Here is a 22,563-nt window from a genome sequence, read left to right on the forward strand (position 1 = left end):
TCGAGCGGTTCAGCGCATATGGCCTGCTAGGATTTCTGCTTTCCTTTCTGCTACCCGGTCGGTTCACGCTCTCTTGCGCTCTGGCAACAAGCGTGTCTGTCTTGCTTGAGCTCCTGCAAGCGTTGACACCTAACCACGAGCCAGCGTTTTTCGACCTCTCTCAGAAGGTGGTGGGTAGCATCATCGGAGTTACACTCGCCCAGGCCATTTTGATATTTTTGCCTCGGCCGCCAGCGTGAGCTGGCGGGCCAAATGTTCCGGGCGTCAGTTCAGAATGAACGAGCGATGCCTTCACCATAGTCCACTGACTATGGTCCCCACCAAGGGGGTGTTGCCGTCGCGGTAAGCCGACGCAGTCCGAAACACCGCAAGGCGGTGTTGAACAATCTGAACGCGATCAACGCGACGCGATCATCACGTAAATAGTATCGATGTACAGGCAGGCATCGATGGGCTCGCTGCAATCGCAGCCTAACCTAGCCCTGCCAAGTCAACCAAAGGCCCCGCCAAACTCTTAATGAGAGTGGGGCGTCGCTGTCTATCGGTATTTGTACGGACCGCTGATCGGCGTTGATGACATTAGACTGGCCCCGCAAGGCGGCCCTCTCTTATTGCGGACTTACCGCCGTCGTCATTTACCACCCTGAACTCCGCAGACTGACTGGCAGGAACTTGGGACGCCAAGCGTCACTTAAATGATGCTGAGCTTGTCTCTCGGCTGGCGGAGCGGCCCCGGCAGTACATCAAAGCGCCTCCCAGCCGGGCCCGTCTCCCTAAAAAGGCTGTTCCAGTGCGAATGGCGACAGGCAGCGCGGTGCGCCGGACGGGCGAATTGCTGAAAGCAATTCGACGGGCGCCCCGATAATTTAGTAAAGCAAAGTGAGGGCGCCCCAGCACCCGAGATCCAGTTACAAGTGGAGCGCAGAGGCCCGCTTCTCGTGCTTGAAATTTCCCCCTTCGGCACATCCCTTTTGGTGGACGTCGGCGGGAGGTGAGGCGGCGCACTTTTGAACTCGGCCCCCCATTACATGGCACGTTAAAAAACGTGTCTTAGACGTTTTGCAACGTGTTCTTGGGACGCGTCATGCGATGGGCCGGCCACCGGATTTCCCCAAGGACACGTTGCAAAACGTCAAAAACTCGTTGCACGACGAATGACTCCCGAAAGCTTAGCCCTCATGCAGGGTTAAGAGATTGCAACGGGCCAGATCTCTCGCCAGCGGTTCAAGATGTCTATCGATCTGGCAGTGAGCCCAGTCAGCCAATTCCACGCAACATTCGCGAAACGGGAAAGGCTCGGGCAAACCTAAGTATCCCGCCGGCCGCAGACGCTGGCGGGGTACCGTGGGCCCGGCGGATCGAAGATGTTGTCCGCAGCCGATACACCCCGCGGGCTACCGCTTCGCGCTGAACTCCTTCCGCAGATCAGGTCGAAATCGCCAGCCGGCTCAATCGAGATGTCCGTACAATAGCTCGTTAACCATCCTGACTGGAGAAATTTTCGGCCAACCGTAGACACGACGCGGATCGGACCATACCTCGGTTGCCTCGCAAAGCTGCGAGACAAAGCGGCCGCCGCCAAGTAGTGCAAATACGAAGCGACGGCCTGACCACCACCGACTAATAGGGAGTCGATAATGGCTAAGTCTGCTTATATCTCCGATTCGCTGCCCCCGCCCCTCCTGTTGCTCAAGGCCAGCGCGCCCGTCGCCGAGGCGCTGCACTCGCTTGCGGTGGAGCTTTGCTTCGCCGCCGTCGCAGTGGCTGTGTCCAGCGGCCCGCACAACGCCTAGGCTTCGATCGCGTTCGATGCATTGCGTCGTTGTTGCGGCGCAGTACACGATCGCGACGACGCTTTGCCCTCCGATCTGATCCGCCTTCGCGACGGATGAGACCGGTCCTGACTGCCGCGTTTGGATTTTCCGGAACCGGCAGCTCGGCGAACCGACGCGATCATTGGCCTCGCGATCTCTCAAATACTTAGAGGGATCCAATATGTCGTCCATTTTCCAATTGCCGGCGCTTGCGGCTTGCACATCCAAGATCTATCGCCCCGAGGGCGATACCACCGGCTTGCGCCGCATTTACAATGATGCCAGCCGCGTCGCGGTGTGGGCTTGCCCGATGCCGCAGGTGTCCCGCATCGCGCTCGACCGTGCCGTTGGCGCCGCCGGATATCTTCTGGCCAACCACAACACGGTTTACGTGGGTGAGACCAAGAACGGGTTCTCGCGAGTTATCGACCACCTCGACGATCCGACCAAGAACTTTGCTCGCGAGGTCTACGTGATCGTCGGCTACCCCGATCCGTGGCTGGACAAGCTGCCGGTCCTTTACCTTCAGTATCGCCTCTGGGAAATCGCGCAGTCGATGAACTATGTGGTCGTCACCAATTTGCGCGACCCGCAGATCCCGGCGGTGCCGGAGGAAAAGCGCGCCGAGTTGGAGCGCATTGTCATGGACGCCCGCGTCTTCCTGTTCGACGCCGGCTGCCGTGCGCTCGATTCGAACTTCGACAACCAGCACTCGGCGATGCTTGCTCCCGAGGTCGAGGTTGATCCGATCGGCCCCGAGGATGGCGACCCCATGCAGATCGATGTCCGCGTCGATCCCGCAAACAGTAGCGAGCGCGAACTGCTCTATACAGGGATCTATGCCCGCGGTTATCCGCATTCTGAGCGCGGTTTCATCGTGACCGCAGGGTCCGAAGTTCGCAACGTCGTCAATCCGAGCGCGCACAAGATCATTACCGATCGTCGTAAGGAATTGCGAAACAAGAAGGTGCTGGTCGATATCGATGGTGTTGGCGATCGATCTCGCCTGATCGCAAACGTCTGGTTCCCGTCGGCAGCCATTGCCGCCAAGGTGGTGACCGGCGCGCACATCGGCGTCCGCGTGTGGCAGCCGGTACGCCACCCCCACACCATCCTGATCGACGCTTAGGAGGGTAAGGCATATGTCCTCTAAGTACTCGCAGGAATTCGAACAGCTGCTCAGTGCACAAAGCGGTGAGGCCGGCCGAGCCCCTGAAGCGCCTGAGACCTACAGCCCTGAAGATGCGCACCCGCTGGTGTGGTGGCGGCTATTGCCCCCGCATCAGCTGGACGGCGCGGAGCATCTCCAAGTTTCCGCCGCGCTCGACGGGCTTGCCGTCATGGGAGGCGGCACGGAAGCCGCTGCTGCGTTGGCGGGCGATGCCACCGCTGCCGTCGGAATGGCGCTTTCGCTGATACCGCTGCGCGTCGTGACGCTGCAGATCGACATCGTCATGTCGGCTCTTCTGTCTTGCGCGCTTGCGGGCGATCCCGCCTCGGTACTGGTTCTGTCGCACGTTCTTGGCCGCTGCCAGTGGGGTGATCCTTCCGCCGAGGAACTGGGCCTTGCCTGGCTCGACCGGCACAAAGCTTGCCCGATGAGCAGCGAACAGTTTGCCGCAAGCGAAGCGGCTCTTGCCGCTGCATTCTGCGAAGGCGAGGAGTAATCATGCGGATCCAGATTTTCTCCGATCTGCATGCTGATGTCCTCCCTATCAAGCATATCGTTCTTGCGGAGGGCATCGATGTCGTCGTGGTTGCCGGCGACACCTGCGAAGGCGCACGACGCGCCTTCGAACGGCTGCGCCAGATCGTGCCATTGGCCATCCCGATTGTTATGGTCATGGGAAATCACGAATATTATCGCCGCTTTCTTCCGCCCGAGCTGGAGGAAGCGCGTGCGCTGGCGCCTTCGTTTAACGTTCATCTCCTTGAAGATGCCGAGGTCACACTTGGGGGCACCCGCTTCGTGGGCGCAACCTTGTGGACGGACTATCGCCTTTTTGGCGACACAGGTCCCGGTCATGCAGACTTGCGCGGCCGCCATGAACGATCACCGCTTCATCGGTTGGCTGAAGAAGCCGTGGCTCCGTTTCCGGCCGCAGGAGGCGGAGCTGCTGCATCAACGCTCGCGTTCGTTTATTGAAGAGGCCCTGGCCGTGCCGTTCACTGGGCCGACTATCGTAGTAACGCACCACGCGGTGCATCGAAATTCAGTGGTTCCGATTTATCGCGATGACTGGGTGACGGCCGCCTTTGTCTCCGATTTGTCGGAGCTGATCGAAGCCTATCAGCCGGCCCTCTGGGTTCACGGCCATGTCCACAACTCGTTCGATTATCGAGTCGGACAGACACGCATCATCGCCAATCCGCATGGCTACGGCAAAGAGAACCCGGCTTTCGATTGCACCTTGGTTGTCGAGATCGAGGCATGACAAGAAAAGACGGTCGCCCCCGAGACAACGGGAATGAACGTTGACAATCTGTCCCCAATTCATCGTGGTCTGCAACAAAGCGGTGAAGCCCACCGTTGCGCTCTCTCCTGCAGGCACTCTTCTTGATGTCGGATCAAAATCCCGGTCGTGGCCAGTCCGATGCCCCRCGATGCCTCCCAAGCATTGTATGCGATCATCCGCGTGTGTACCTCCGCGCATGGACATCCTCGCCCAAGTACTTGATCGCGTTCGCCTCGGCGGGACACTGCTATTTCATTTCGAGCTTGGCCATCCCTGGCATCTTGAGTTGCCTGCGGGCCCCTATGCCCTATTTCACTATCTCAGTCGGGGCTCAGCAACCCTAGCGCTCGGCAAAGGCCGAGAGATCAAGATGACCGAGGGCGATTTTGTCGTCATCACACGTGAAGAGCCCCATGTGTTCTATTCAGATCGCCGGGCCAAGCCTTTGCGGATTATTGATATTGATCGAGCTTCATCGCGATTCGGTGTCATTCGTCACGGCAGTCGTGCGAAGCCGTCCTCGACCATGATCTGCGGCAGTTTCACCGTGTCGCGGCCAATATCGGGAGTGTGCTGGAGCTGCTTCCGCGCGTGCTCTTGCTGAAGCCGAGGGCGGACAGTGGCTGGCTCGAAGCAATCCTGCGCCGCATGGTCAGCGAGTCCGCGCTTGAGCGGCCTGGCCAACGCGTTGCGCTTTCGCGACTAACGGAAGTGCTCTTTGTCGAAGTACTCCGACACTGGATCGCAGTCCCGGGCAAGGCGGCTGGATCGGGGCCATATCCGACCCGCACATCGGGCCGGTACTCAAACTCACCCATGAGAGCCCGGAGGGGCCTTGGACCTTGAACGACCTCGGCCGCCGCGCGGGGCTTGGCCGCTCGGCATTTTCGGAACGCTTTACTAGGCTCGTCGGCCAATCCGTGCACCAGTACGTCATCGAACGCCGGATGGCGGAAGCCGCATTTCTGCTGGAGACGAATGACGAGCCCATCGCGCGGATTGCAAGCCGGGTCGGTTACGAGACGTCTGCGGCCTTCTCGAAGCTATTCTATCGACAGCACGACTTATCACGCGGCCGATACCGGGCAACACGACGCGCTAATAGTGGCAGCCTGCAAGACACTCAAGAAGCAGAAGTCGCCAATTGAGGTAGCATTTGACTTAATCGCACGCCCAACCGTGTGCGCCTGCAAACTGTGACGGCCAGGACACCACGGACGCAATGGGAAGTATTGAACCAGCGATGTCCAGCAGAAGAGACCCTGGACGACGATGCGACGGTCTCGCTGGTCGGTCCCGACCTTTGGTCGGCTACTCCAAGTTGGACTACGCAACAGCGTCGTAGATTCGAACTCGTAGAGCCTAAGCGGCGTTTCAGCTCTAATGCCCCGGCTCAGCACTTTCCTTCGTGCAGAGTTCGGTCTTATCAGGTTGCCGATCTCCAACGCGAAACCGGATTTAGGCAGCTCAATCGCTCGACCAAGCATTCAACTATCCTTGGAAGTGCTTGCTGCTTTGATCGCGGTGAGTCCAACTATGGCAACAAGTCTGTAACGACGAAACCATGGATGATCTCAGGCCGGTCAAGATCGAGCGGCGGAACCCCCGCTGATGATGAGCGCAAAGGAGGATCGCGTGCGTCGGAATGACTTATCGGCGCCGATTCCCCGAGCGTTTGATGGCAATTCGAGAGCCAGAGCGCGCGCCTGCGATGGAAGCGTATATGAAATCCGACTGCCCTACTTGGATGTGAGATATGCCCCGTTGCGGTTAGCGTTGGCGCCGATCTTCGCCGGCTTGCAGTACGCTAACCCCAACGATTGGCGGGCGGACGTGCTGACGCTCTGGCGTGCGGCCGATGCGCTCGCTAGCAAGGTCTCCTTTTTCGGTGGATCGCGGGGCGGACCGTTGTCGTGCATCACTCCCATAGCCGGGCGCGGCGACGGTGGATCGTTTTGCGCAAGGATCATCCGGTCGAGGCAGGCATCCTCGACCCGATTGCCGCCATAGCGGCGGTCGATGCTGGCGAGAGCGAGCTTCAAACCGCGGTAGTAGATGCCCTGGGCAATGCCGAGGTTCATGGCCGTCGGTACCGCCTCAACGTCTTCGACTAGTCGACGCAGCACAYGCGGCTTAGTCGGGACCAGCTTGTTATTCCGCAGCAAACAGAGGTGCTGCCATACATCGTTGATATCAGAGGCGCTGAACCCGTCTGCGACCATCTGATCGTAATCCTCACGCCGTAGGCAGGCACCCGGGCCTTGCGCATCCAGGAGGGCGTAGGTCCAGAAGGCCTTCTTGTCATCCAGGCGCACCTGTCGGATGTCGAAATCGGGGGCGCATTTGGCCGCAGTGGCAACGCGCTCCAGCTTGCCCAAATGGTTGGTCACCACGGCACGCAGCATTGTCTCAATTTGAGACGAAGACAGATCGAGAGTGTCGCGTTCAGCGAGCATCGCTGCATCTTCCAGGATCAGGTCGAGTTGAACGGCCAGGCGCCGCGCCGTCGCGCGGCTGGTCGTCTTCAAGCTCAGAAAAAGATGCGGACAAGAAAAGAAACTGGCAAGCGGCCGCCGTGGACGGCGGCGCCAGTAATACACAGCATTCCTCCGGAAAATATGCGCAGCCATGGGATCACGACACCTGTGCAGCAGTGATGTGTCGCAGAGCTGTGCAGCAGCTCCCCAGCCAGGCCGGTTTGGTGAGGAATTTCAGGGGAAGCGGAGCATCTGGCTGGGGCGGGAGGGGGCGCACTTATTCCCGCGTGCATCGGGCCCCGTTAAGCGGCAACGTCGTGGCGGTAAATCCGCGGGAGCGCCACCTGATCGCTGCAGGAATCTCCGCCGAGGTGGCGATAGCTGCCTCAAAGCCCGCGAATTCGTCGAGCTCAACGGCCAAGGCGTCCTCCCAGCGGGGCATTGCGATCCGGAAGTCGTGACGCAAGCGGCTGAGATCGAGACGCGAGTTGGCGGGGCGAACTGCACGCGTCCGAAAGTCCGAGGTTGCGATCGGAATGATCGCTTCGACTGGGAGCACCACCCCGCGCGCTCTCAACCCTTCGACGATCGCAACGGCGAATTCATGCCAGCTTGCCTGACCGCTGCAAGCCACGTTCACGACGCCCCGCTTTTCGGCAAACAGCCGCTCGAGATTGCCGGGGTGCTCTCGTAAGATCGTCATCACGGCAGCAGCGATGGATCTCGCGCTGGTCGGCGCGCCCACCTGATCTGCGACGATCCTCAGCTCCTTGCGCTCACTCGCAAGCCTTGAAATCGTTCTCAGGAAATTGGTGCCATGTGCCGCATAGACCCAGGAGGTGCGGAAGATCAGATGACGCGCGCCGGATGCCTGGACCGCGACGTCGCCAGCGAGCTTGCTCTCACCATAGACTGAAAGGGGACCGGTCGGATCCTGCTCGGCGCGCGCGTGGCTGCCGCTACCGTTGAACACATAATCGGTCGAGAAATGTACGATCGGAACGCCGTGCGCTAATGCCCAGTTTGCGATCGCCTCGGGGCTTCTGGCGTTGACGAGACCGGCAAGCTCGCGCTCATCTTCCGCACGGTCGACCGCGGTATATGCAGCGGGATTGACGATCAGATCGGGCGAAATCTCATCAAGCCCACGCTCAAGCGTGGTCGGCCTGGCAAGATCAAATAGGGCGCGTGGTGGCGCAACGACGGTTCCGAGCTCTCCGAGCAGCGGCAGAAGCGCGCCCCCGACCTGCCCTGTACTGCCTGTCAGCAAGATCCGCATCATACCTCGCCAAAGATCGGCAGATCCACGATCTCCGACAGCATTGGCGCCTCCGCATCCTTGGCCGAGAGCCTCGGATTCTCCAGGCCCCATCGAATCGCGATCGCACGATCGTCCCACCGAATAGAGCGCTCGTCTCTCGGGCTGTAATACTCATCGCATTTGTAGAAGAACTCCGCCACCTCAGAGAGAACGATGAAACCATGAGCGAAGCCGCGGGGAATCCAAAGCTGGCGACGGTTTTCCTCGGTCAGTTCAACGGCGACATGTCGCCCGAAATGAGGGCTGCCGACCCGCACGTCCACAGCCACGTCGAGCACCCTTCCCCGCAATGCAGTAACCAACTTGCCTTGCGAATTGGGATATTGCAGGTGCAACCCGCGCAGCACGCCACGGGTTGACCGAGACAAATTGTCCTGCACGAAGGGGCGATTCAGGCCGGCTGCCGCATAGCGTTGAAACTGATAAGTCTCTAAAAAAAATCCACGCGCGTCCCCATACACATCCGGCTCAAAAATTAATACGTCCGGAATGTCCGAGGCGATAATTTTCATCTTTATACCCGCGCCGACTAGGCGATTGAATTTATTATATTAAATTAACTATGGACATACAGCCATATTAAATAGATAATCGGAAAACTATTGAGGATCAAACTTATATTTCCACAAAACCAAGTATTTTGCGAGGGGCGATGAAAGGCATTATTCTCGCTGGCGGTACCGGTTCACGCCTTTATCCAGTTACCACGGTCGTATCGAAACAGCTCCTGCCCGTTTTCGACAAGCCAATGATCTACTATCCGCTGTCAACCCTGATGCTAGCGGGCATTAGAGACATCCTCATCATCTCGACACCGCAAGACAGTCCCCTGTTTCAGCGCTTGCTAGGCACCGGCTCGGAGATCGGCCTCCGCTTCGAATACGCCACACAAGAGACACCGCGCGGGCTCGCAGATGCTTTCATCGTCGGACGCGACTTCGTAGGCTCGGATTCGGTTGCCTTGATCTTGGGTGACAACATCTTCTACGGACACGGCCTCCCTAACGCACTTTCCACTGCTTCCGTTCGTGCGAAGGGCGCGACGATATTCGGCTATGTAGTCAATGAGCCGCAGGCTTATGGCGTGGTGGAGCTCGACCGGTCGGGCCATGCCTTGTCGATCGAAGAGAAGCCGAAACATCCGAAGTCCAACGTTGCGGTAACCGGTCTTTATTTCTACGACAACGATGTGCTTGATATCGCTGCGAATGTTAAACCTTCGGCGCGCGGCGAGATCGAGATTACCGATGTCAACAGAGCCTACCTCGAGCGGGGCGACCTTTTCGTCGAGGTCCTCGGCCGTGGCTTCGCATGGCTCGATACCGGCACTCACGCTTCGCTGGTCGAGGCCAGCCATTTCGTTCAGATCCTGGAGCAGCGCCAAGGCCTTCACATCGCCTGCCCCGAAGAGATCGCGCTTCGCCAAGGTTACATTTCGTTGCAGCAATTCGAAAGGGCCGCCGAGAAGAGCAACAAGAGCAGCTACGGAGAATATCTGAAATCGGTCGCGAGGGACTACGCACGCAGCTCCATTGTCGAGACGATGCATGCGGCTGAATAATCCCACGATTTTTGTCACTGGCGGAGCTGGCTTCATCGGGTCCGCTGTCATACGACATCTCCTGCGCGATACGCAGGCTCGCGTCGTCAATATCGACAAGCTTACTTACGCCGCCAATCTCGACTCGCTGACCCCGGCTTGCGGCCACCCTCGCTACGCCTTCGTACAGCAATGTATCTGCGATGGCGCTGGCTTGCGGACGTTGTTCGACAAGTATCAGCCCGACGCGGTGATGAACCTGGCCGCCGAAAGCCATGTCGACCGCTCGATCGACGGCCCCAACGAATTTGTCCAGACCAACGTCGTCGGTACCTTCACGCTGCTGCAGGAGACGCTGCGTTACTGGCGAGCGATCGCGCCCCGGAAGCGCGAAAATTTTCGCTTCCTACACATCTCCACCGATGAAGTATTTGGCTCGCTGGGTGACGAGGGCCTTTTCACCGAGACCACCGCCTATGCACCGAGTTCACCCTATTCGGCGACCAAGGCTTCATCCGACCATCTCGTCCGGGCATGGCACGAAACGTACGATCTGCCTACGGTCGTAACGAACTGTTCGAACAATTACGGCCCTTATCATTTCCCGGAAAAGCTGATCCCCCACATCATTATCAAAGGTCTCGCGGGAGAGCCTTTGCCGATCTATGGCGACGGCAGCAACATTCGAGATTGGCTCTACGTGGAAGACCACGCAAGGGCTCTCTCGCTGGTGCTGGAACGCGGCAAGGTCGGCGGCACCTACAATATAGGTGGCCGGAATGAGCGAACCAACCTTCGTGTCGTCGAGTCCATCTGCGACCTGTTAGACCAGCTGGTCCCCAAAGAACATCCGTACCGGCGCTTGATCTCCTTCGTGGAAGACCGCCCCGGCCACGACCATCGCTACGCAATTGATGCTTCGAAGCTTGAACTCGAGCTCGGTTGGCGCCCGCAAGAGACCTTTGAAAGCGGGATCGAAAAGACCGTACGATGGTATGTGGACGAAAAACGATGGTGGCGAGCGATACTAGAAAAGGGCTATGAGGCCAGAAGGGTTGGGCTGAGCAGCGGGCTTACCCGGCCAAGCCCCGTTCAATAAAGCAAAGGCGCGAAGCACTGGATCGCCCGCCTTTCACCGAACGCAATCGCCGAGCTCCCGCATATGTCAGGACCAGCCGCTATGGCTCAGAGAATTGCCGCTGTGGCCGCTTGGACATTCTTGTGCTTCCTCGTCTATGCCACCATTTCGCCGCTCGGCGCACGTCCAACTCTTCGCTATCCAACCAGCCTCGAGCATGTCGCCGCGTTTATTCCGATTGGGCTCTTGTTCTGCTTCGCCTATCCGCGCCATACCACGCTCGTGCTTTGTCTCGTGATCGGAAGCGCTGCACTACTCGAGCTCATGCAGCTTGCCACGCCCGATCGCCATGCGCGATTGGCCGACGCGGTGGAGAAGATGGCGGGCGGCTGTCTAGGTCTGGGAGCGGGCCACGCGATACTCAGTTTGGGGAAAACGCTTCGCAGCCAGCAGCAATACTCGGCGAAAAACCGTTGCGAAACGCTGCCCCAGAGTTCCTCACCTGAAATCCGCTCGAATACGCGCCGGACATCCGAATACTTTCGCACCAGCCGGAACGTCGCGGTTGACGAATGAATTAGCGCCTATCACGGCTTTGTCGCCAATCGTGATGCCCATCTGAAGGACCGCATTGGGTCCGATGTAGACGCCATTTCCGATCCTGGTCGGAGCGTAGTCAATGGGCTTTTCGCCAAGCGAGGTGGAGCGGCCGACCGTGTGGTGCGAGTAGATCTGGGCGCCGGCGGATAGTGAGCACCAGTCGCCGATGTCGAGGCCGCCGGAGCCATCCAGAATACAGCCTGGTCCTATCCACGTGTTGCGGCCGACCCGGACATCTCCCAGCACCAGCACGCCATCATACATGGTGGTGCCCTCGCCGAAGCCGTAGGCAGCCGCATTGTCGCCGCGCTCGGTCAGGAGGTCTCCGATCGAGACCCTCCGGCCAAACTGCGCCTTTTTACGGATCGCGAGAGCCTGCATAAATGGCCTTATGAGCCCCAGCCACTTGTCAACCATCTCATCGGGCATTCCCGACTGCGACTTTTGCGTCATCCAAAGGTACTCTCTTGGGCCATTCTCACGCGCATCTCACGAAGCGACGCATWAAAACGTCTTTTTCTGGCCGCGCCGAACCATCCGCGGGCTGTCAGCTCACGGTGTAGCTCAATAAGATTTTACGGTCGTCACGAATTAAATCAAACATTTTACTCGATACCGCGCCGCCCCCAAGGCTTGCCTGAAGAGCGCGGCCAAGACCAAGCTCGCGCAACCTCCCCGACATGCACCAGAATTCCTCTCAGGGGAGGCCACGCTGGAATTGCCGGAGGTGTCGCGCCCGACACAGAAGGCAATGGAGCAGCCCGCGGTCAATTAATAATATTCTATAGGACTAAATATTAAATGGATTTACAAAATTTAAATCACGAAATAGTGTTTGACTTCGTAGCGATGCGCGGCCCAGTTGTTTCGATCAATAATTGCGAGGTCGTGAAAATTGATTGCATAAACCGCGTCTGGGACTGCTCCTCTGAATGATCGGAAGCTGAATCTCGAGAAATCAGACCGTGGAATGCTACGCGGCGCGGCACCTATCGTGTTGATTTATTCGCGCCGGTCGAAGTGAAGCGAGAAGAAAGAGATCCAACAAAGAGATCCCAAAAGGACATCCAATCTAAATAACACAGTGTTTCGTGGAGCTCGAAATGAACATCCAGTCCATTGCAACCAAGATTGCCCGAGGAGACGTCGCATACGCGCTTGGAAGGTTTAGGACAGTCCGATCCGCCTACAGCTCCGTGCGCCATCTGGCTGCGAGTCTTGGAAGCCCGACTGTCCCTGATGCCGAGAAACATGCGACGCTCTTCCCTGGCACCGACATCCCTCGCGTCGTGCAAACCATTCGTGAGGAAGCCGTCTTTATCGGCTTGCAACTCCCGGCAGACACCGTCGCCGAGATCGAGGCGTTTGCCCGATCTGAACCGCTTCACGCCATCTTCGATCCGACAGGACCTGAATTCAAATACGCCGACGTGGTTCGAGGCAAATGTATCGACGGAAGGGACATCCCGGTCGGAGGCATCCGCGAGCCCTCGCGATGTCCTGCCGTGCAGGCTGTCATCAATGATCCGGTGCTACGCGCTGTTGTGCGTGGCTATCTGGGGCACGAGCCACGTCGAGTGATGACCATCCTCGATTGGAGCTTCGCGTCGGACTTTACCGACGAGGCGCGCCGACGGATGAAACACGGCGTCATCGACTATCATTATGACGTCATGGGATTCAATTTCGTGTACGCCAGCTTCTACATCACTGACACCGACCGCAATTCCGGCGCGCATGTCATGATGAAGCGGTCGCACAAGCACAAGCCGCTTCGCATGCTGCTCGGCTCGGTCAAAGCGAGCGAGGCAGACGTAAGGCGGCAGTATGGAATTGAGAACGAAGTTGTCATTGAAGGCCAAGCAGGCCTCGGCTTCGTTCAGGATACCTCATGCTATCACCGCGCATCACCGCCCACCCAAGGCGATAGGTTGATGCTCGCTGTTCGATTCATCAACTGAAGCGGGCGGTTACGCACGCCGCCCCGCCACGACGCGCATGGCATAGACCAAGCGCCGCCGCTGTTGCGAATAGGGGTCCCGAGCGCCGGTTCTGGACGGGGATCTCGGCACTCGCTTGGCCCGTCATCGGGTATATTGCAACAGGCGCAGCTCACCTGCGTCGGTTTGGAGGGCGGTCAAGACACTCACGTTCGTCAATCTCACTGCTCCTTGAACGCGCGCCCGGCCTGATCACGTAATGGCTTGATCAGGTAGGACAACGCAGTTCGCGAGGGCGTCTTGATGAAGACATCGACCGGCATGCCCGGCACCAGCTTGGCAGATCCGAGCCTCGCCAGCTCCTCCGCCTTGAGCAGAATCCGCGCCGTGTAATAGCTCGCTCCGGTGCGCTGTTCCTGCGTCAGGTCCGCCGACACCATGCTCACCTCTCCGTCGACCCCAGGCGTCGTCTTCTGGTTGAACGCCGCGAATTGCATCGACGCGCTTTGGCCGACATAGACATGATCGATGTCTCGGGGCGCGATCTTGACTTCAACCGCGAGGGCATCCGAATCCGGCACGATGAGCATGATCTGCTCGCCAGGAGCAATCACTCCTCCCACGGTGTGGACGGAAAGCTGATGAACGCGGCCGGACTGCGGCGCGCGGATATCGATTCGATTGAGCTGATCCACCGCCGCGGTCTTGCGCTCGGTGAGCTCGGAAAGCTTGGAGCGCGTTTCGATGAGATCCTTGCCGACCTCGGTGCGCAGGTCCTGATCGATCTGGATGATCTGAAGCTCGATCTCAGCTATCTTTCCCTTTGACTGGGCCATCATGCCGCTCAACTGGCTCCGCTCACCTTCCAGCCGAGCGGTGTCGCGCTCGAGCGCGGTCAAGCGTGTAATCGGCACGAGGTTCTTTTGGAAGAGCGTCCGGACGCCCTCGAGCTCCTGGCGGATGAACTCGACCTCTTTCTGCTTGGCCTCCGCTTGCCCGACATAACCCTTGATTTCATCCTGAAGCTGGGCCTTACGCTCCTTGAGCTGCGACTTCTGGCCGTTCCGGGATTGCCGGCGCAGATCGAACAATGTGCGCTCCGCCGCGATCGCACGCCCCGCCTCCAGATTGGTGTCTCTCGCTCGTTCGAGCAGGGTCGCTGGAAACAGAATCTGTTCGGCGCCGTCGCGCTCGGTTTCGAGGCGCGCCTGACGCGCGAGCAATTCGTCGAAACTCTTGGTGACGATCGTTGCGTTCGCAAGCGTTTGCGTCTCGTCCAACCGGATCAAGATGTCGCCTGCCTTCACCCGGTCACCGTCGCGGACACGCAGTTCGCCGACAATGCCGCCGGTGGCGTGCTGAACCTTCTTCACGCTCGAGTCCACCACGACGACGCCTTGTCCGATCACGGCGCCCGACAATTGGGACGTCGCGGCCCAGCCGCCGATACCAAAAGTAACGAAGCCGACCATGACCATGCCGACGATGATGTAGCGCTGGATAGACCGCAGCGCCGGCGTTGCTACTTCGCGATCCATCGTCCGCCTCCCTGTCCGTCTGCCACCACCCTGAGCGGAGCTGCCGGTCGCAGCACCTTTTTGAGGACCTCCTCTTTCGGCCCAAAGGACTGAACTCTTCCCTCTCCGATCACCAGGACATGGTCCACCCCTTCGAGGGCCTTTGGCCGGTGCGCAATTACGGCAACGATGCCGCCACGACTGCGAACGCTCGTGATCGCTGCCGTGAGCGCCTCTTCACCTTCGGAGTCGACGTTCGATGTTGGCTCATCGAGCACGACCAGGAAAGGATTGCCATAGAGCGCCCGGGCGAGCCCGATGCGTTGCCGCTGGCCGGCTGACAGGGCCATTCCGCCCTCGCCGATCCTGGTGGCATAGCCGTCCGGGAGCGCGAGTATGAGATCATGCGCGCCGGCCGCAAATGCAGCTTCCAGCACCGCCTGGGATGTTGCGTGGACATCGAAGCGCGCGATATTGACGGCAATGCTGCCGTCGAACAGTTCGACGTCCTGCGGCAAATAGCCGATGTGCTTGCCCAGCGCATCGCTCGACCATTGTTCCAGCGTCGCGTTGTCGAGCTTGACCTTGCCACGCAGCCGCGGCCAGACGCCGACCAACGCACGAACCAGCGTCGACTTGCCTGATCCGCTGGGTCCGATAATCCCGACGGCCTCGCCGCCCTTCAATTGAAACGAGATGTCCGAGAGGATCACCTTCTCCGAGTCGGGGGCCGCGACATAGAGCTGCTCCACCACGAGCGCCTCTTTGGGCGCGGGGAGTCCGAGGTGCTCAACCTCTTCGGGCAGGAGCTTCAGCAACCGATCGAGCCGATGTGCCGACTGTCGGGCTCCAATGAAGCCCTTCCAGTTCGCAATGGCCACCTCCACTGGGGCGAGCGCCCTTGCCGACAGGATCGAGCCCGCAATGATGATGCCGGCGGTCGCTTCCTGATTGATGACGAGGACCGCTCCGACCGCAAGCACAAGTGACTGCAGAAACGAGCGAAAGAACTTCGAAAGCCCACCCAGCCCGCTTGCAACATCGCTCGCCTGCTCATGCGCCGAGAGATACTTTCCGTTGACATCCCGCCAACGCAACGCCGCCTGCCGCCTCATTCCCATCGCATGCAGCACTTCGGCGTTTCGTCGCCCTTCCGCCGCGAGTGCGCTACGCGTCACGCCGAGACGCGAGACGGCCTTTGCCGGGCCGCGCGTTCGCGTTTCAGTCAGGATTGTCATACCGACCAGCACCAGCGCGCCGACTAGCGCAGTCACGCCGATCCAAAAATGGAACAGGAAGCAAATACCAAGATAGATCGGCATCCAGGGCAAATCGAACAGCGCAGTCGGCCCGCCCCCGGACAAGAAGCTGCGAACCTGGTCAAGATCCCGCAATGGCTGCTGGCCGTCACCATCGCCGCGCGTCTTGAGCGGCAGGCGCACGACTGCGTCGAACACACGAAGCCCGAGCCTCTCATCGAAGTAACGCCCGATCCGAACACTGATCCGRCTTCTGACAAGATCGAGACCGCTCTGGAAGAGATAAAGCATCATCGCCAGCACCAACAACGCGACGAGCGTCGGAATGCTGCGACCGGGCAGCACCCGGTCATAGACCTGAAGCATGAAGAACGAGCCGGTGAGCATCAAGAGATTGCTCAGGCCGCTGAAGACGGCAAGGCTCCAGAATATCCGACGGCACGAAGTCAAGAATGCCGAAATCTCGGATTGCGGCTCATCGTCGAGATCCGCAGAGCCGGGGGAGCGGGCAAAGAGCCGCGCTCGTACAAACTCAACCGAGCCCTGCCCCAACGCGCGCGACGATGATCGCGCCCGCTCTGCCAAAAGCCCGAGGGCGGCGATAAATATCGCCCATCTCGATACCTGTATCTCATCAATATTCAGCGGCGGGGGCGCATCCCCCCGCCGTGCAAGATCGCTCATGGAACACGTCCCCTGACATGCACCGCGGAGCCGAGGGCTCCGCGGTATTGAATGTACTTCGCCTTATGGCGCCCCTTCGCTTACGCGAAATGGAAGTCGTGGCTTTGCAGTGAACCGAGCTTGACGTTCTTCAGCGTGAGCGAGTCATCTCCATTCGCAATGACAACGTCCTGCCCAACCTGCGAGGCGTGGTTAAGAACGCTCGCAAAGTCGCTGAACGCACTCTTGCTGAACTGGACCGTGTCGTGCGAACGCCCGTAAGAATTGAAGTCCTTGATGACATCCTTACCGAAATTCGCATCGAATACGAAGGTATCCGGATGACCGTTGCCGACGAAGATGTCGTCACCGGTTGTACCAGTCAGCGTGTTGCCCTTGCTTGAGCCGAGGATTGCACTCGCCGAGCTCGTTCCGGTCACTTGACCACTGCTGTTGACCTCCTGAGCCTTGAACGTATGCACCTGGTCCGACAGGCCGGTCGCCTTGTAAGTCCAGTCGCCGTCACCATCGGCCTTGACGGTACCGATGATTTTGTTGCCGTCAAGAATCTTGACCTGACTGTAAGCGTCCGCCGTACCCTTGATGAACGCATTCGTGCTGTAGTAGCCGAATCCGGTGATGTCGATCGGCGACGAGTGCCCACTCACCGTGACGCCCTTAGCCGTAGAAGAGCCGCTGGTATTGCCGGCGACGTCAATAGCCTTGGCCGTGAAGCTATGGCTGCCATCGTCAAGGTGGCCGGTGTCATAGCTCCAGCTGCCACTGTTGCCGGCGGTTGCCGTTCCGATCTGCTTGGCGCCATCGAAAATGGCGACCTTGCTGTTTGCCTCCGCGGTCCCCTTGACGATCAGGTCGTCGAGCGCGGTCGTGCCGCTGACGGCCGAACCGCCCTGCGTGTAGAGCCCTACGCTCGGCGCGACCGGCGCATGGGTGTCGATCTTGACGTCGAGGGCAGCAGACGCCGCGCTGGCTTTCCCCGACGCGTCGGTGCCGGTGGCGGTGAAGTGGTGATCGCCATCGTTTAGCGCCGCCGTGGTCACGCTCCAGTTGCCATTGCCGTCAGCCTTGATGCTTCCGACCTGGGTCGTGCCGTCGAACACCTTGACAGTGGCATTGGCCACAGCCGTGCCTTTCAGTGTCAGCGTGTTGTCGTTGGTGATGTTGTCGCCGACCGTCCCGCTGTCGTTCGAGAAGGAGGCAATCTTAGGCGCCGTGGGAGACGGCGGTGTCGGGGTGCTGATCACCGGCTTAACTGATTGCGAGGCGGCACTTGCATTGCCTGYAACATCCGTCGCTGTTGCAGTAAGTGTATGGGTACCGTTCGACAGGCTGTTGGTGGTGATGCTCCAGCTTCCATTTGTCCCCGCCGTACCGGTCCCGACCAGAGTCGATCCATCATACACCGTGATGGAGCTGCCCGCCTCGGCGGTGCCGGACAACAGCACGTGGTTGGTATCGACCACGGAGTTCGCCTTCAACACCGGCGCGGTCGGCGCCGTGGTATCGATCGTGACGGCAAGCACCGCAGACGTTGGACTTGCGGTTGCCGCTGCTGCAGCAGCAGCGGTGCTGCTGGTCGAAGCCGTGGCCGTGAAACTGTGGGCTCCGTCCTTCAGCGCCGCGGTGGTCAGGCTCCAATTGCCACTGGCGTCGGCTTTGACGCTCCCGACCTGAGTGTTGCCGTCGAACACCGTGATGGTGGCGTTGGCCGCGCCTGTGCCCTTCAGTGTCAGCGTGTTGTCGTTGGTGACGTTGTCCCCGGCCTTGCCGCTGTCATTCGAGAAGGAGACGATCGTCGGCGTAGCCGGCGGTGGCGTAGTCGCCCCGCCGATCACCGGATTTGCCGACTGCGATGCAGCACTGACATTGCCGGCGGCGTCCGTGGCCTTCGCCGTCAGGGTGTGAGATCCGGTCGACAGGGCACTGGTGGTGATGCTCCAGCTACCATTCGCTCCCGTCGTGGCCGTACCGACCAGGTTCGCCCCATCATAGACGTTGATGGCGCTGCCCGCCTCGGCGGTGCCGGACAACTGTACCTTGTTCGTCTCGACAACCGTGTTGCTTTTCAGCACCGGGGCAGTCGGCGCAACATTATCGACCGTTACCGTGAGCGCAGCGGATGCGGCGCTGGTCTGACCGCTGGCACTGGTGGCCGTCRCTTTCAGCACGTGCTGGGCGTTGGTCAGTACCGCCGTAATATACTCCCAGCTCCCGCTCGCATTAGCAGTCGCCGTGCCGATCTGGGTCGAGCCGTCGTAGATCTTGATCGCGCTGTTTGCCGCAGCCGTACCCTTCAGCTGGAGCGTTGTGTCGCTGGTGATGCCGTCGCCGACTTTTCCCGTGTCGTTCGAAAACGAAGCGATCGCCGGCGCGTCTGGAGTCGCAGGCGGGGTTGGCGGGGTCGTGGGCGTCCCTGAGAGTGTGTTGTTCGTCGTTACGAGCTTGCCGGTGGCGTAATCAACGTTGTTCGTCCACACCGGATTAGTATCTACGATGCTGCTCCAATACCAAAAGCCTTTGCCAAGTACATTGTTCGTGACTTGAGCGTTGGTAATTTGACCGGAGAAGCCGGCTTTTTCTTCAACGTAGATGGTGGCAGCCGCGTTGTTCTGCCCGAGAAGCAAGTTGCCATCGACCTTGATGTTGTCTATCGGCCCGAAGGCATTTTGAATGATGATGCACGACGTATCACGTCCGAGCACCGTATTCCCGCTTATAAGAACGTTGTTGAATCCGCCCTGGGCCTGGATGCCGTCATAGTGACCCGCGCTTCCGCCAGACGCATTCAGGTCGTGGATGTAGTTGCCCTTGATGACGACATTGCTGCCCTCAACGTTGATGCCATTTTCAACGTTGTAGATGTTGTTATTGGCGAACGTTCCCTGGCCACCAATGCCTGTCTGGCCTTGCGGTCCGTTGCCGGTGCCATTGATTTCGCAGTTTTCAACTACCGCACCCGACACTCCGCTCTTGATATTGACCACGTTGTAGCCGGTGGACGTGATGCTGCAGTCCTTGATCGTGACATTGTCGGCGTTGATATAAACCGTGCCGGTGATCTTGAGGCCTGAGATGACCGTTCCCGGTGTGTTGATGGTAATGTCCCCATTATAGGGATTGAGGGTTACCCCTGGCGGCACACCGGTAGTGGTGGCGTCGGGATAAACAACTCCGTTGAACGTGTAAGCCAAAGCGCCTCTCCTTAATTTAGCTGCTTGCGTCTATTCGGCATGAGCGCAACTTGTCCCCGCACTCATGCCGACCGGTTCTGGACAACCGTGACGTCGACGTAATGGTCGAACGCGGACGGCTTTTTTGGGACCAGACGTGGGCCTAGCTGCGGTCATTTCCGTTCGCTTCGATCCCTTTGCCTGCCGTCGCGGCCTCGAAAACGCGTTATCTCGCACAGCTAAACCCCAGAAATACCTGGGTTTGCGTGAACTACGGGAATTGTGGAGAGCCAGTCACGCACGAACAGCCACCGTGACTGCGACGCTACATTCGAAAGACAAGACTCTTGGCTGCGACATTAGAATATCAAGATTCTCGCGACTGAGTAAAGCTGACTTCTTTGATGCGTGCGACATCCGCCGATCCGATGCGACGCACCATAAGAGACGCGCTTTAATAATCGCCTTGCGGGATATTTATCATTTTATTTCATCGACGGATTGGGCGGGACCAAGATGGACTTGGTGAACAGCGCGTAACTTGGATCCACGATTTAATATGCGCGACAAACCACAGATGGATTGAAACAGGACCGATTGCGGAAATTACGCAGCGCGACGGGTGCCCGTCCGGCAAGTGCACAGGACAAACGGGTCGCCCCGACACTTGCGGCCTATTGCCAGAGATGCCGCAGCCCAAAGATTCGGGGCAGGAAGGCGCAATCTAACCATCGAATATATGATCTTGCGCATCTTATTATTTGACCCGCGACCAAACGACACTCGGGCCATCGCAAGAGAGGGCCAAGCCCATCTATTCTTGCCCGACGCATATTATATTATGAATCAAGTTTTGATTATTATAAGCGATAGAGAACATATATCCGGGCCGACATCATGACTCTGATCATCATCCCAGCACATAATGCGGGTGATTGCGCGGAAGTTGAATACATGGCTCGGCAGCGGCGCCCCCGATGAGATGGAGGTGGTGGTCGCATGCAACGGCTGCACCGATGATACGGCAATCATCGTTCGACCGCGCCGGGGCACGGTCGTTGTTTGCAATGAGCGTTCTAATGAACTGCAACTGTCGCTCGCCGCATCGGCCCAACAGTTCGCCTATCGAGGCCGAACTCGCGAGTAAGACTCATGCTTTGAACATTGGAGATGAGCTCTCCAGCAGCTTTCCGCGGATCTATGTTGATAACGATAAGCACCGTGTCCATTCCAAGCCTAGCCGACCTCAGGCATCAACGAGAGCAATCGGCCCGAAAAACTCGCCGCCTAACGCCGCCTCCGGCCACAAGCCGTCGGCACAGTGGGGCCCGAATACCACTTCCGATACGCCAGGTATTTAGTCCCGGCATTTTCTGGAGCGGATTGAGTTTGAATCGTTGTGGCTGGGGAGTCCTGCATTTTTGCGGATGTATTCGTAAGGCGTGAGGCCATTCAGGCTCTTCAGCCGCCGGGCGCAAGTGCAGGCGCTGATGAAGTCGGCAAGGTGAGCTTCGAGCTAATCGTGTCTATCGTCGGAGCCGACGGCATGGATCTAGTCACGGGGCGTGCTTGCTCTTAATTCGCTGGATGGCAAGACCGATCTATGTTGGCTTGCGACCCATCAAGTGAAAGACAGTTACGCCAAGATCAGATGGCGGCAACCGTTTGAAACGGTTCGCTATCTTTAGGGAAGAAACGTCGACGCGCGCGATTGGCTGACACTCGACCTCGAAACCGGCCTCCTCTAACAGGTGGGCCCACTCGCTCATCTGGATTCGGTTCACATATTGCACGTCATTTGCGAAGAACAGGCTCCAGACGGTATCATCGTATCGTAGATAATTCTTACTGTTTACGTGCTTGTCATAGATGGTCAGGTGGTCCGACGGAACGACCTGATGCGCGCTGACACCGCCCGGCTTAAGCATCCTGAAATGCTCCCGACACATCTGCGGGATCGCGGGTGCCGGAATGTGCTCCAAGACATCGCTGCTGAAAATCGCATCCAACTCGCCATCGCCAATAGCGGCGTACGCATTCTCGACGCCGATGACGTAGCGAAAGCCGAGCAGATCATAAACTTCGTCAAACGATTTGCACTCAGCGACGCTCCCGAGCACGTCCCTGGCGCGTCGCTTTTGGTCCTCACTGCGCTGAGTCTCGTTAAGCCGCCGGCCAAGCTCGGCAGCATAGGCCCTGAACCCGCCTAATTGGCGATTGTCCCAAACATCCATCAAGACGATCTCGACGTCATAGAAGCATCGCAGGAAGAGAGCTTCCCAATGGACCCAGCCCGTCCCAATTTCCATCAGACGCAAGCCATCGCGGATCGCACCAAAGCGCTCCAGCTGAGCGAGATTTTGGTCCGCGCGGGAAAGGTAGTGTGCCGGCAAGCCCCGTTCACGCGCGCGACCACCCAGGTTATTCCCCAGGGTGCGATAAAGGCGCTTAGTCGCCCCATTGAGCGAGAATACCTTCAGTGCCTGCGCAGCCAATACGTATTGGAGCATTGTCTCTTTCTTTCGAACGCTCGCCGAATGGCGGAATAGCTGAATGGCTGAATATATTCAGTACTTGATAACAGAATCTGATTTAAATTTCAAATTAATCAATTATATTGTGTCGGCTCGATCATCGTCTGCGGCCTATTGGGCCGAAACCCTGGCACGGTGAAGTATGCGATTTGCAATGGCCCGGGTCTCATTTA

17 protein-coding genes and 2 pseudogenes are annotated in these 22,563 nt (G+C 58.7%); 10 read left to right on the top strand and 9 right to left on the bottom strand.

What is annotated here, in order from left to right; all coding sequences use genetic code 11:
* Positions 1 to 1,637 precede the first annotated feature (1,637 nt).
* The 6 genes and pseudogenes from AB4Z51_RS20005 to AB4Z51_RS20030 all read left to right on the top strand — a co-directional run bounded on the left by AB4Z51_RS20005 (position 1,638) and on the right by AB4Z51_RS20030 (position 5,418).
* Positions 1,638 to 1,793, top strand: coding sequence for a hypothetical protein (locus AB4Z51_RS20005; RefSeq protein ID WP_167768072.1), 156 nt, complete (start codon positions 1,638 to 1,640; stop codon positions 1,791 to 1,793).
* A gap of 340 nt (positions 1,794 to 2,133) precedes the next feature.
* On the top strand, positions 2,134 to 2,943 hold the full coding sequence (locus tag AB4Z51_RS20010; RefSeq protein ID WP_441497811.1) for a hypothetical protein: 810 nt from the start codon (positions 2,134 to 2,136) through the stop codon (positions 2,941 to 2,943).
* A gap of 13 nt (positions 2,944 to 2,956) precedes the next feature.
* Positions 2,957 to 3,481, top strand: coding sequence for a hypothetical protein (locus AB4Z51_RS20015; RefSeq protein WP_135215020.1), 525 nt, complete (start codon positions 2,957 to 2,959; stop codon positions 3,479 to 3,481).
* A 2-nt stretch (positions 3,482 to 3,483) separates the two neighbouring features.
* Positions 3,484 to 3,960 (top strand): metallophosphoesterase, encoded by a 477-nt coding sequence (locus AB4Z51_RS20020; protein ID WP_244623178.1) that lies wholly within the window; start codon positions 3,484 to 3,486, stop codon positions 3,958 to 3,960.
* A 97-nt stretch (positions 3,961 to 4,057) separates the two neighbouring features.
* Positions 4,058 to 4,249, top strand: coding sequence for a hypothetical protein (locus tag AB4Z51_RS20025; protein ID WP_441497812.1), 192 nt, complete (start codon positions 4,058 to 4,060; stop codon positions 4,247 to 4,249).
* Between the two features lie 217 nt (positions 4,250 to 4,466).
* Positions 4,467 to 5,418, top strand: a pseudogene (locus tag AB4Z51_RS20030) (cupin domain-containing protein).
* A 591-nt stretch (positions 5,419 to 6,009) separates the two neighbouring features.
* On the opposite strand, the gene AB4Z51_RS20035 reads toward AB4Z51_RS20030, so the two are convergent.
* The 3 genes from AB4Z51_RS20035 to rfbC all read right to left on the bottom strand — a co-directional run bounded on the left by AB4Z51_RS20035 (position 6,010) and on the right by rfbC (position 8,580).
* Complete coding sequence (locus tag AB4Z51_RS20035) at positions 6,010 to 6,900, bottom strand: DUF6538 domain-containing protein (protein ID WP_441497813.1); 891 nt, start codon at positions 6,898 to 6,900, stop codon at positions 6,010 to 6,012.
* 124 nt (positions 6,901 to 7,024) lie between these two features.
* Positions 7,025 to 8,026, bottom strand: a complete 1,002-nt coding sequence (gene rfbD / locus AB4Z51_RS20040) for a dTDP-4-dehydrorhamnose reductase (protein WP_135215022.1) — start codon at positions 8,024 to 8,026, stop codon at positions 7,025 to 7,027.
* On the bottom strand, positions 8,026 to 8,580 hold the full coding sequence (rfbC, locus tag AB4Z51_RS20045; RefSeq protein ID WP_135215023.1) for a dTDP-4-dehydrorhamnose 3,5-epimerase: 555 nt from the start codon (positions 8,578 to 8,580) through the stop codon (positions 8,026 to 8,028). Before rfbC ends, rfbD begins: the two co-directional genes overlap by 1 nt.
* A 140-nt stretch (positions 8,581 to 8,720) precedes the next feature.
* On the opposite strand from rfbC, the gene rfbA reads away from it, so the two are divergent.
* The 3 genes from rfbA (at position 8,721) to AB4Z51_RS20060 (ending at position 11,262) form a co-directional block, all read left to right on the top strand.
* Entirely contained in the window at positions 8,721 to 9,629 is a 909-nt protein-coding gene (rfbA, locus tag AB4Z51_RS20050; protein WP_135215024.1) for a glucose-1-phosphate thymidylyltransferase RfbA, read from the top strand.
* Positions 9,616 to 10,707, top strand: coding sequence for a dTDP-glucose 4,6-dehydratase (gene rfbB, locus AB4Z51_RS20055; protein WP_135215025.1), 1,092 nt, complete (start codon positions 9,616 to 9,618; stop codon positions 10,705 to 10,707). The genes rfbA and rfbB overlap by 14 nt, the downstream gene beginning before the upstream one ends.
* Positions 10,708 to 10,788: 81 nt before the next feature.
* Positions 10,789 to 11,262, top strand: coding sequence for a VanZ family protein (locus AB4Z51_RS20060; protein ID WP_225004953.1), 474 nt, complete (start codon positions 10,789 to 10,791; stop codon positions 11,260 to 11,262).
* Here the strand turns inward: AB4Z51_RS20060 and AB4Z51_RS20065 are convergent.
* Entirely contained in the window at positions 11,185 to 11,739 is a 555-nt protein-coding gene (locus tag AB4Z51_RS20065) for an acyltransferase (RefSeq protein WP_135215027.1), read from the bottom strand. The genes AB4Z51_RS20060 and AB4Z51_RS20065 overlap by 78 nt on opposite strands.
* 650 nt (positions 11,740 to 12,389) lie before the next feature.
* On the opposite strand from AB4Z51_RS20065, the gene AB4Z51_RS20070 reads away from it, so the two are divergent.
* A complete protein-coding gene (locus AB4Z51_RS20070; protein WP_135215028.1) occupies positions 12,390 to 13,247 on the top strand; it encodes a hypothetical protein in 858 nt (285 codons plus the stop codon).
* A gap of 200 nt (positions 13,248 to 13,447) precedes the next feature.
* On the opposite strand, the gene AB4Z51_RS20075 is transcribed toward AB4Z51_RS20070, so the two are convergent.
* The 5 genes and pseudogenes from AB4Z51_RS20075 to AB4Z51_RS20095 all read right to left on the bottom strand — a co-directional run bounded on the left by AB4Z51_RS20075 (position 13,448) and on the right by AB4Z51_RS20095 (position 22,366).
* A complete protein-coding gene (locus AB4Z51_RS20075) occupies positions 13,448 to 14,764 on the bottom strand; it encodes an HlyD family type I secretion periplasmic adaptor subunit (RefSeq protein WP_135215029.1) in 1,317 nt (438 codons plus the stop codon).
* Positions 14,749 to 16,686, bottom strand: coding sequence for a type I secretion system permease/ATPase (locus AB4Z51_RS20080; protein ID WP_135215030.1), 1,938 nt, complete (start codon positions 16,684 to 16,686; stop codon positions 14,749 to 14,751). The genes AB4Z51_RS20075 and AB4Z51_RS20080 overlap by 16 nt, the downstream gene beginning before the upstream one ends.
* An 80-nt stretch (positions 16,687 to 16,766) precedes the next feature.
* A complete protein-coding gene (locus tag AB4Z51_RS20085) occupies positions 16,767 to 19,877 on the bottom strand; it encodes an Ig-like domain-containing protein (protein ID WP_441497814.1) in 3,111 nt (1,036 codons plus the stop codon).
* A gap of 1,331 nt (positions 19,878 to 21,208) precedes the next feature.
* Positions 21,209 to 21,372 (bottom strand): annotated as a pseudogene (locus AB4Z51_RS20090) (IS481 family transposase); the annotation flags it as partial.
* 85 nt (positions 21,373 to 21,457) lie between these two features.
* The gene (locus AB4Z51_RS20095; protein ID WP_135215032.1) at positions 21,458 to 22,366 is read right to left on the bottom strand and encodes a class I SAM-dependent methyltransferase; all 909 of its coding nucleotides are present in this window, start codon (positions 22,364 to 22,366) and stop codon (positions 21,458 to 21,460) included.
* Positions 22,367 to 22,563: the final 197 nt, after the last annotated feature.

It is taken from the genome of Bradyrhizobium sp. 2TAF36 (genome assembly GCF_052114925.1).
Classification (GTDB): Bacteria; Pseudomonadota; Alphaproteobacteria; order Rhizobiales; family Xanthobacteraceae; genus Bradyrhizobium; species Bradyrhizobium barranii.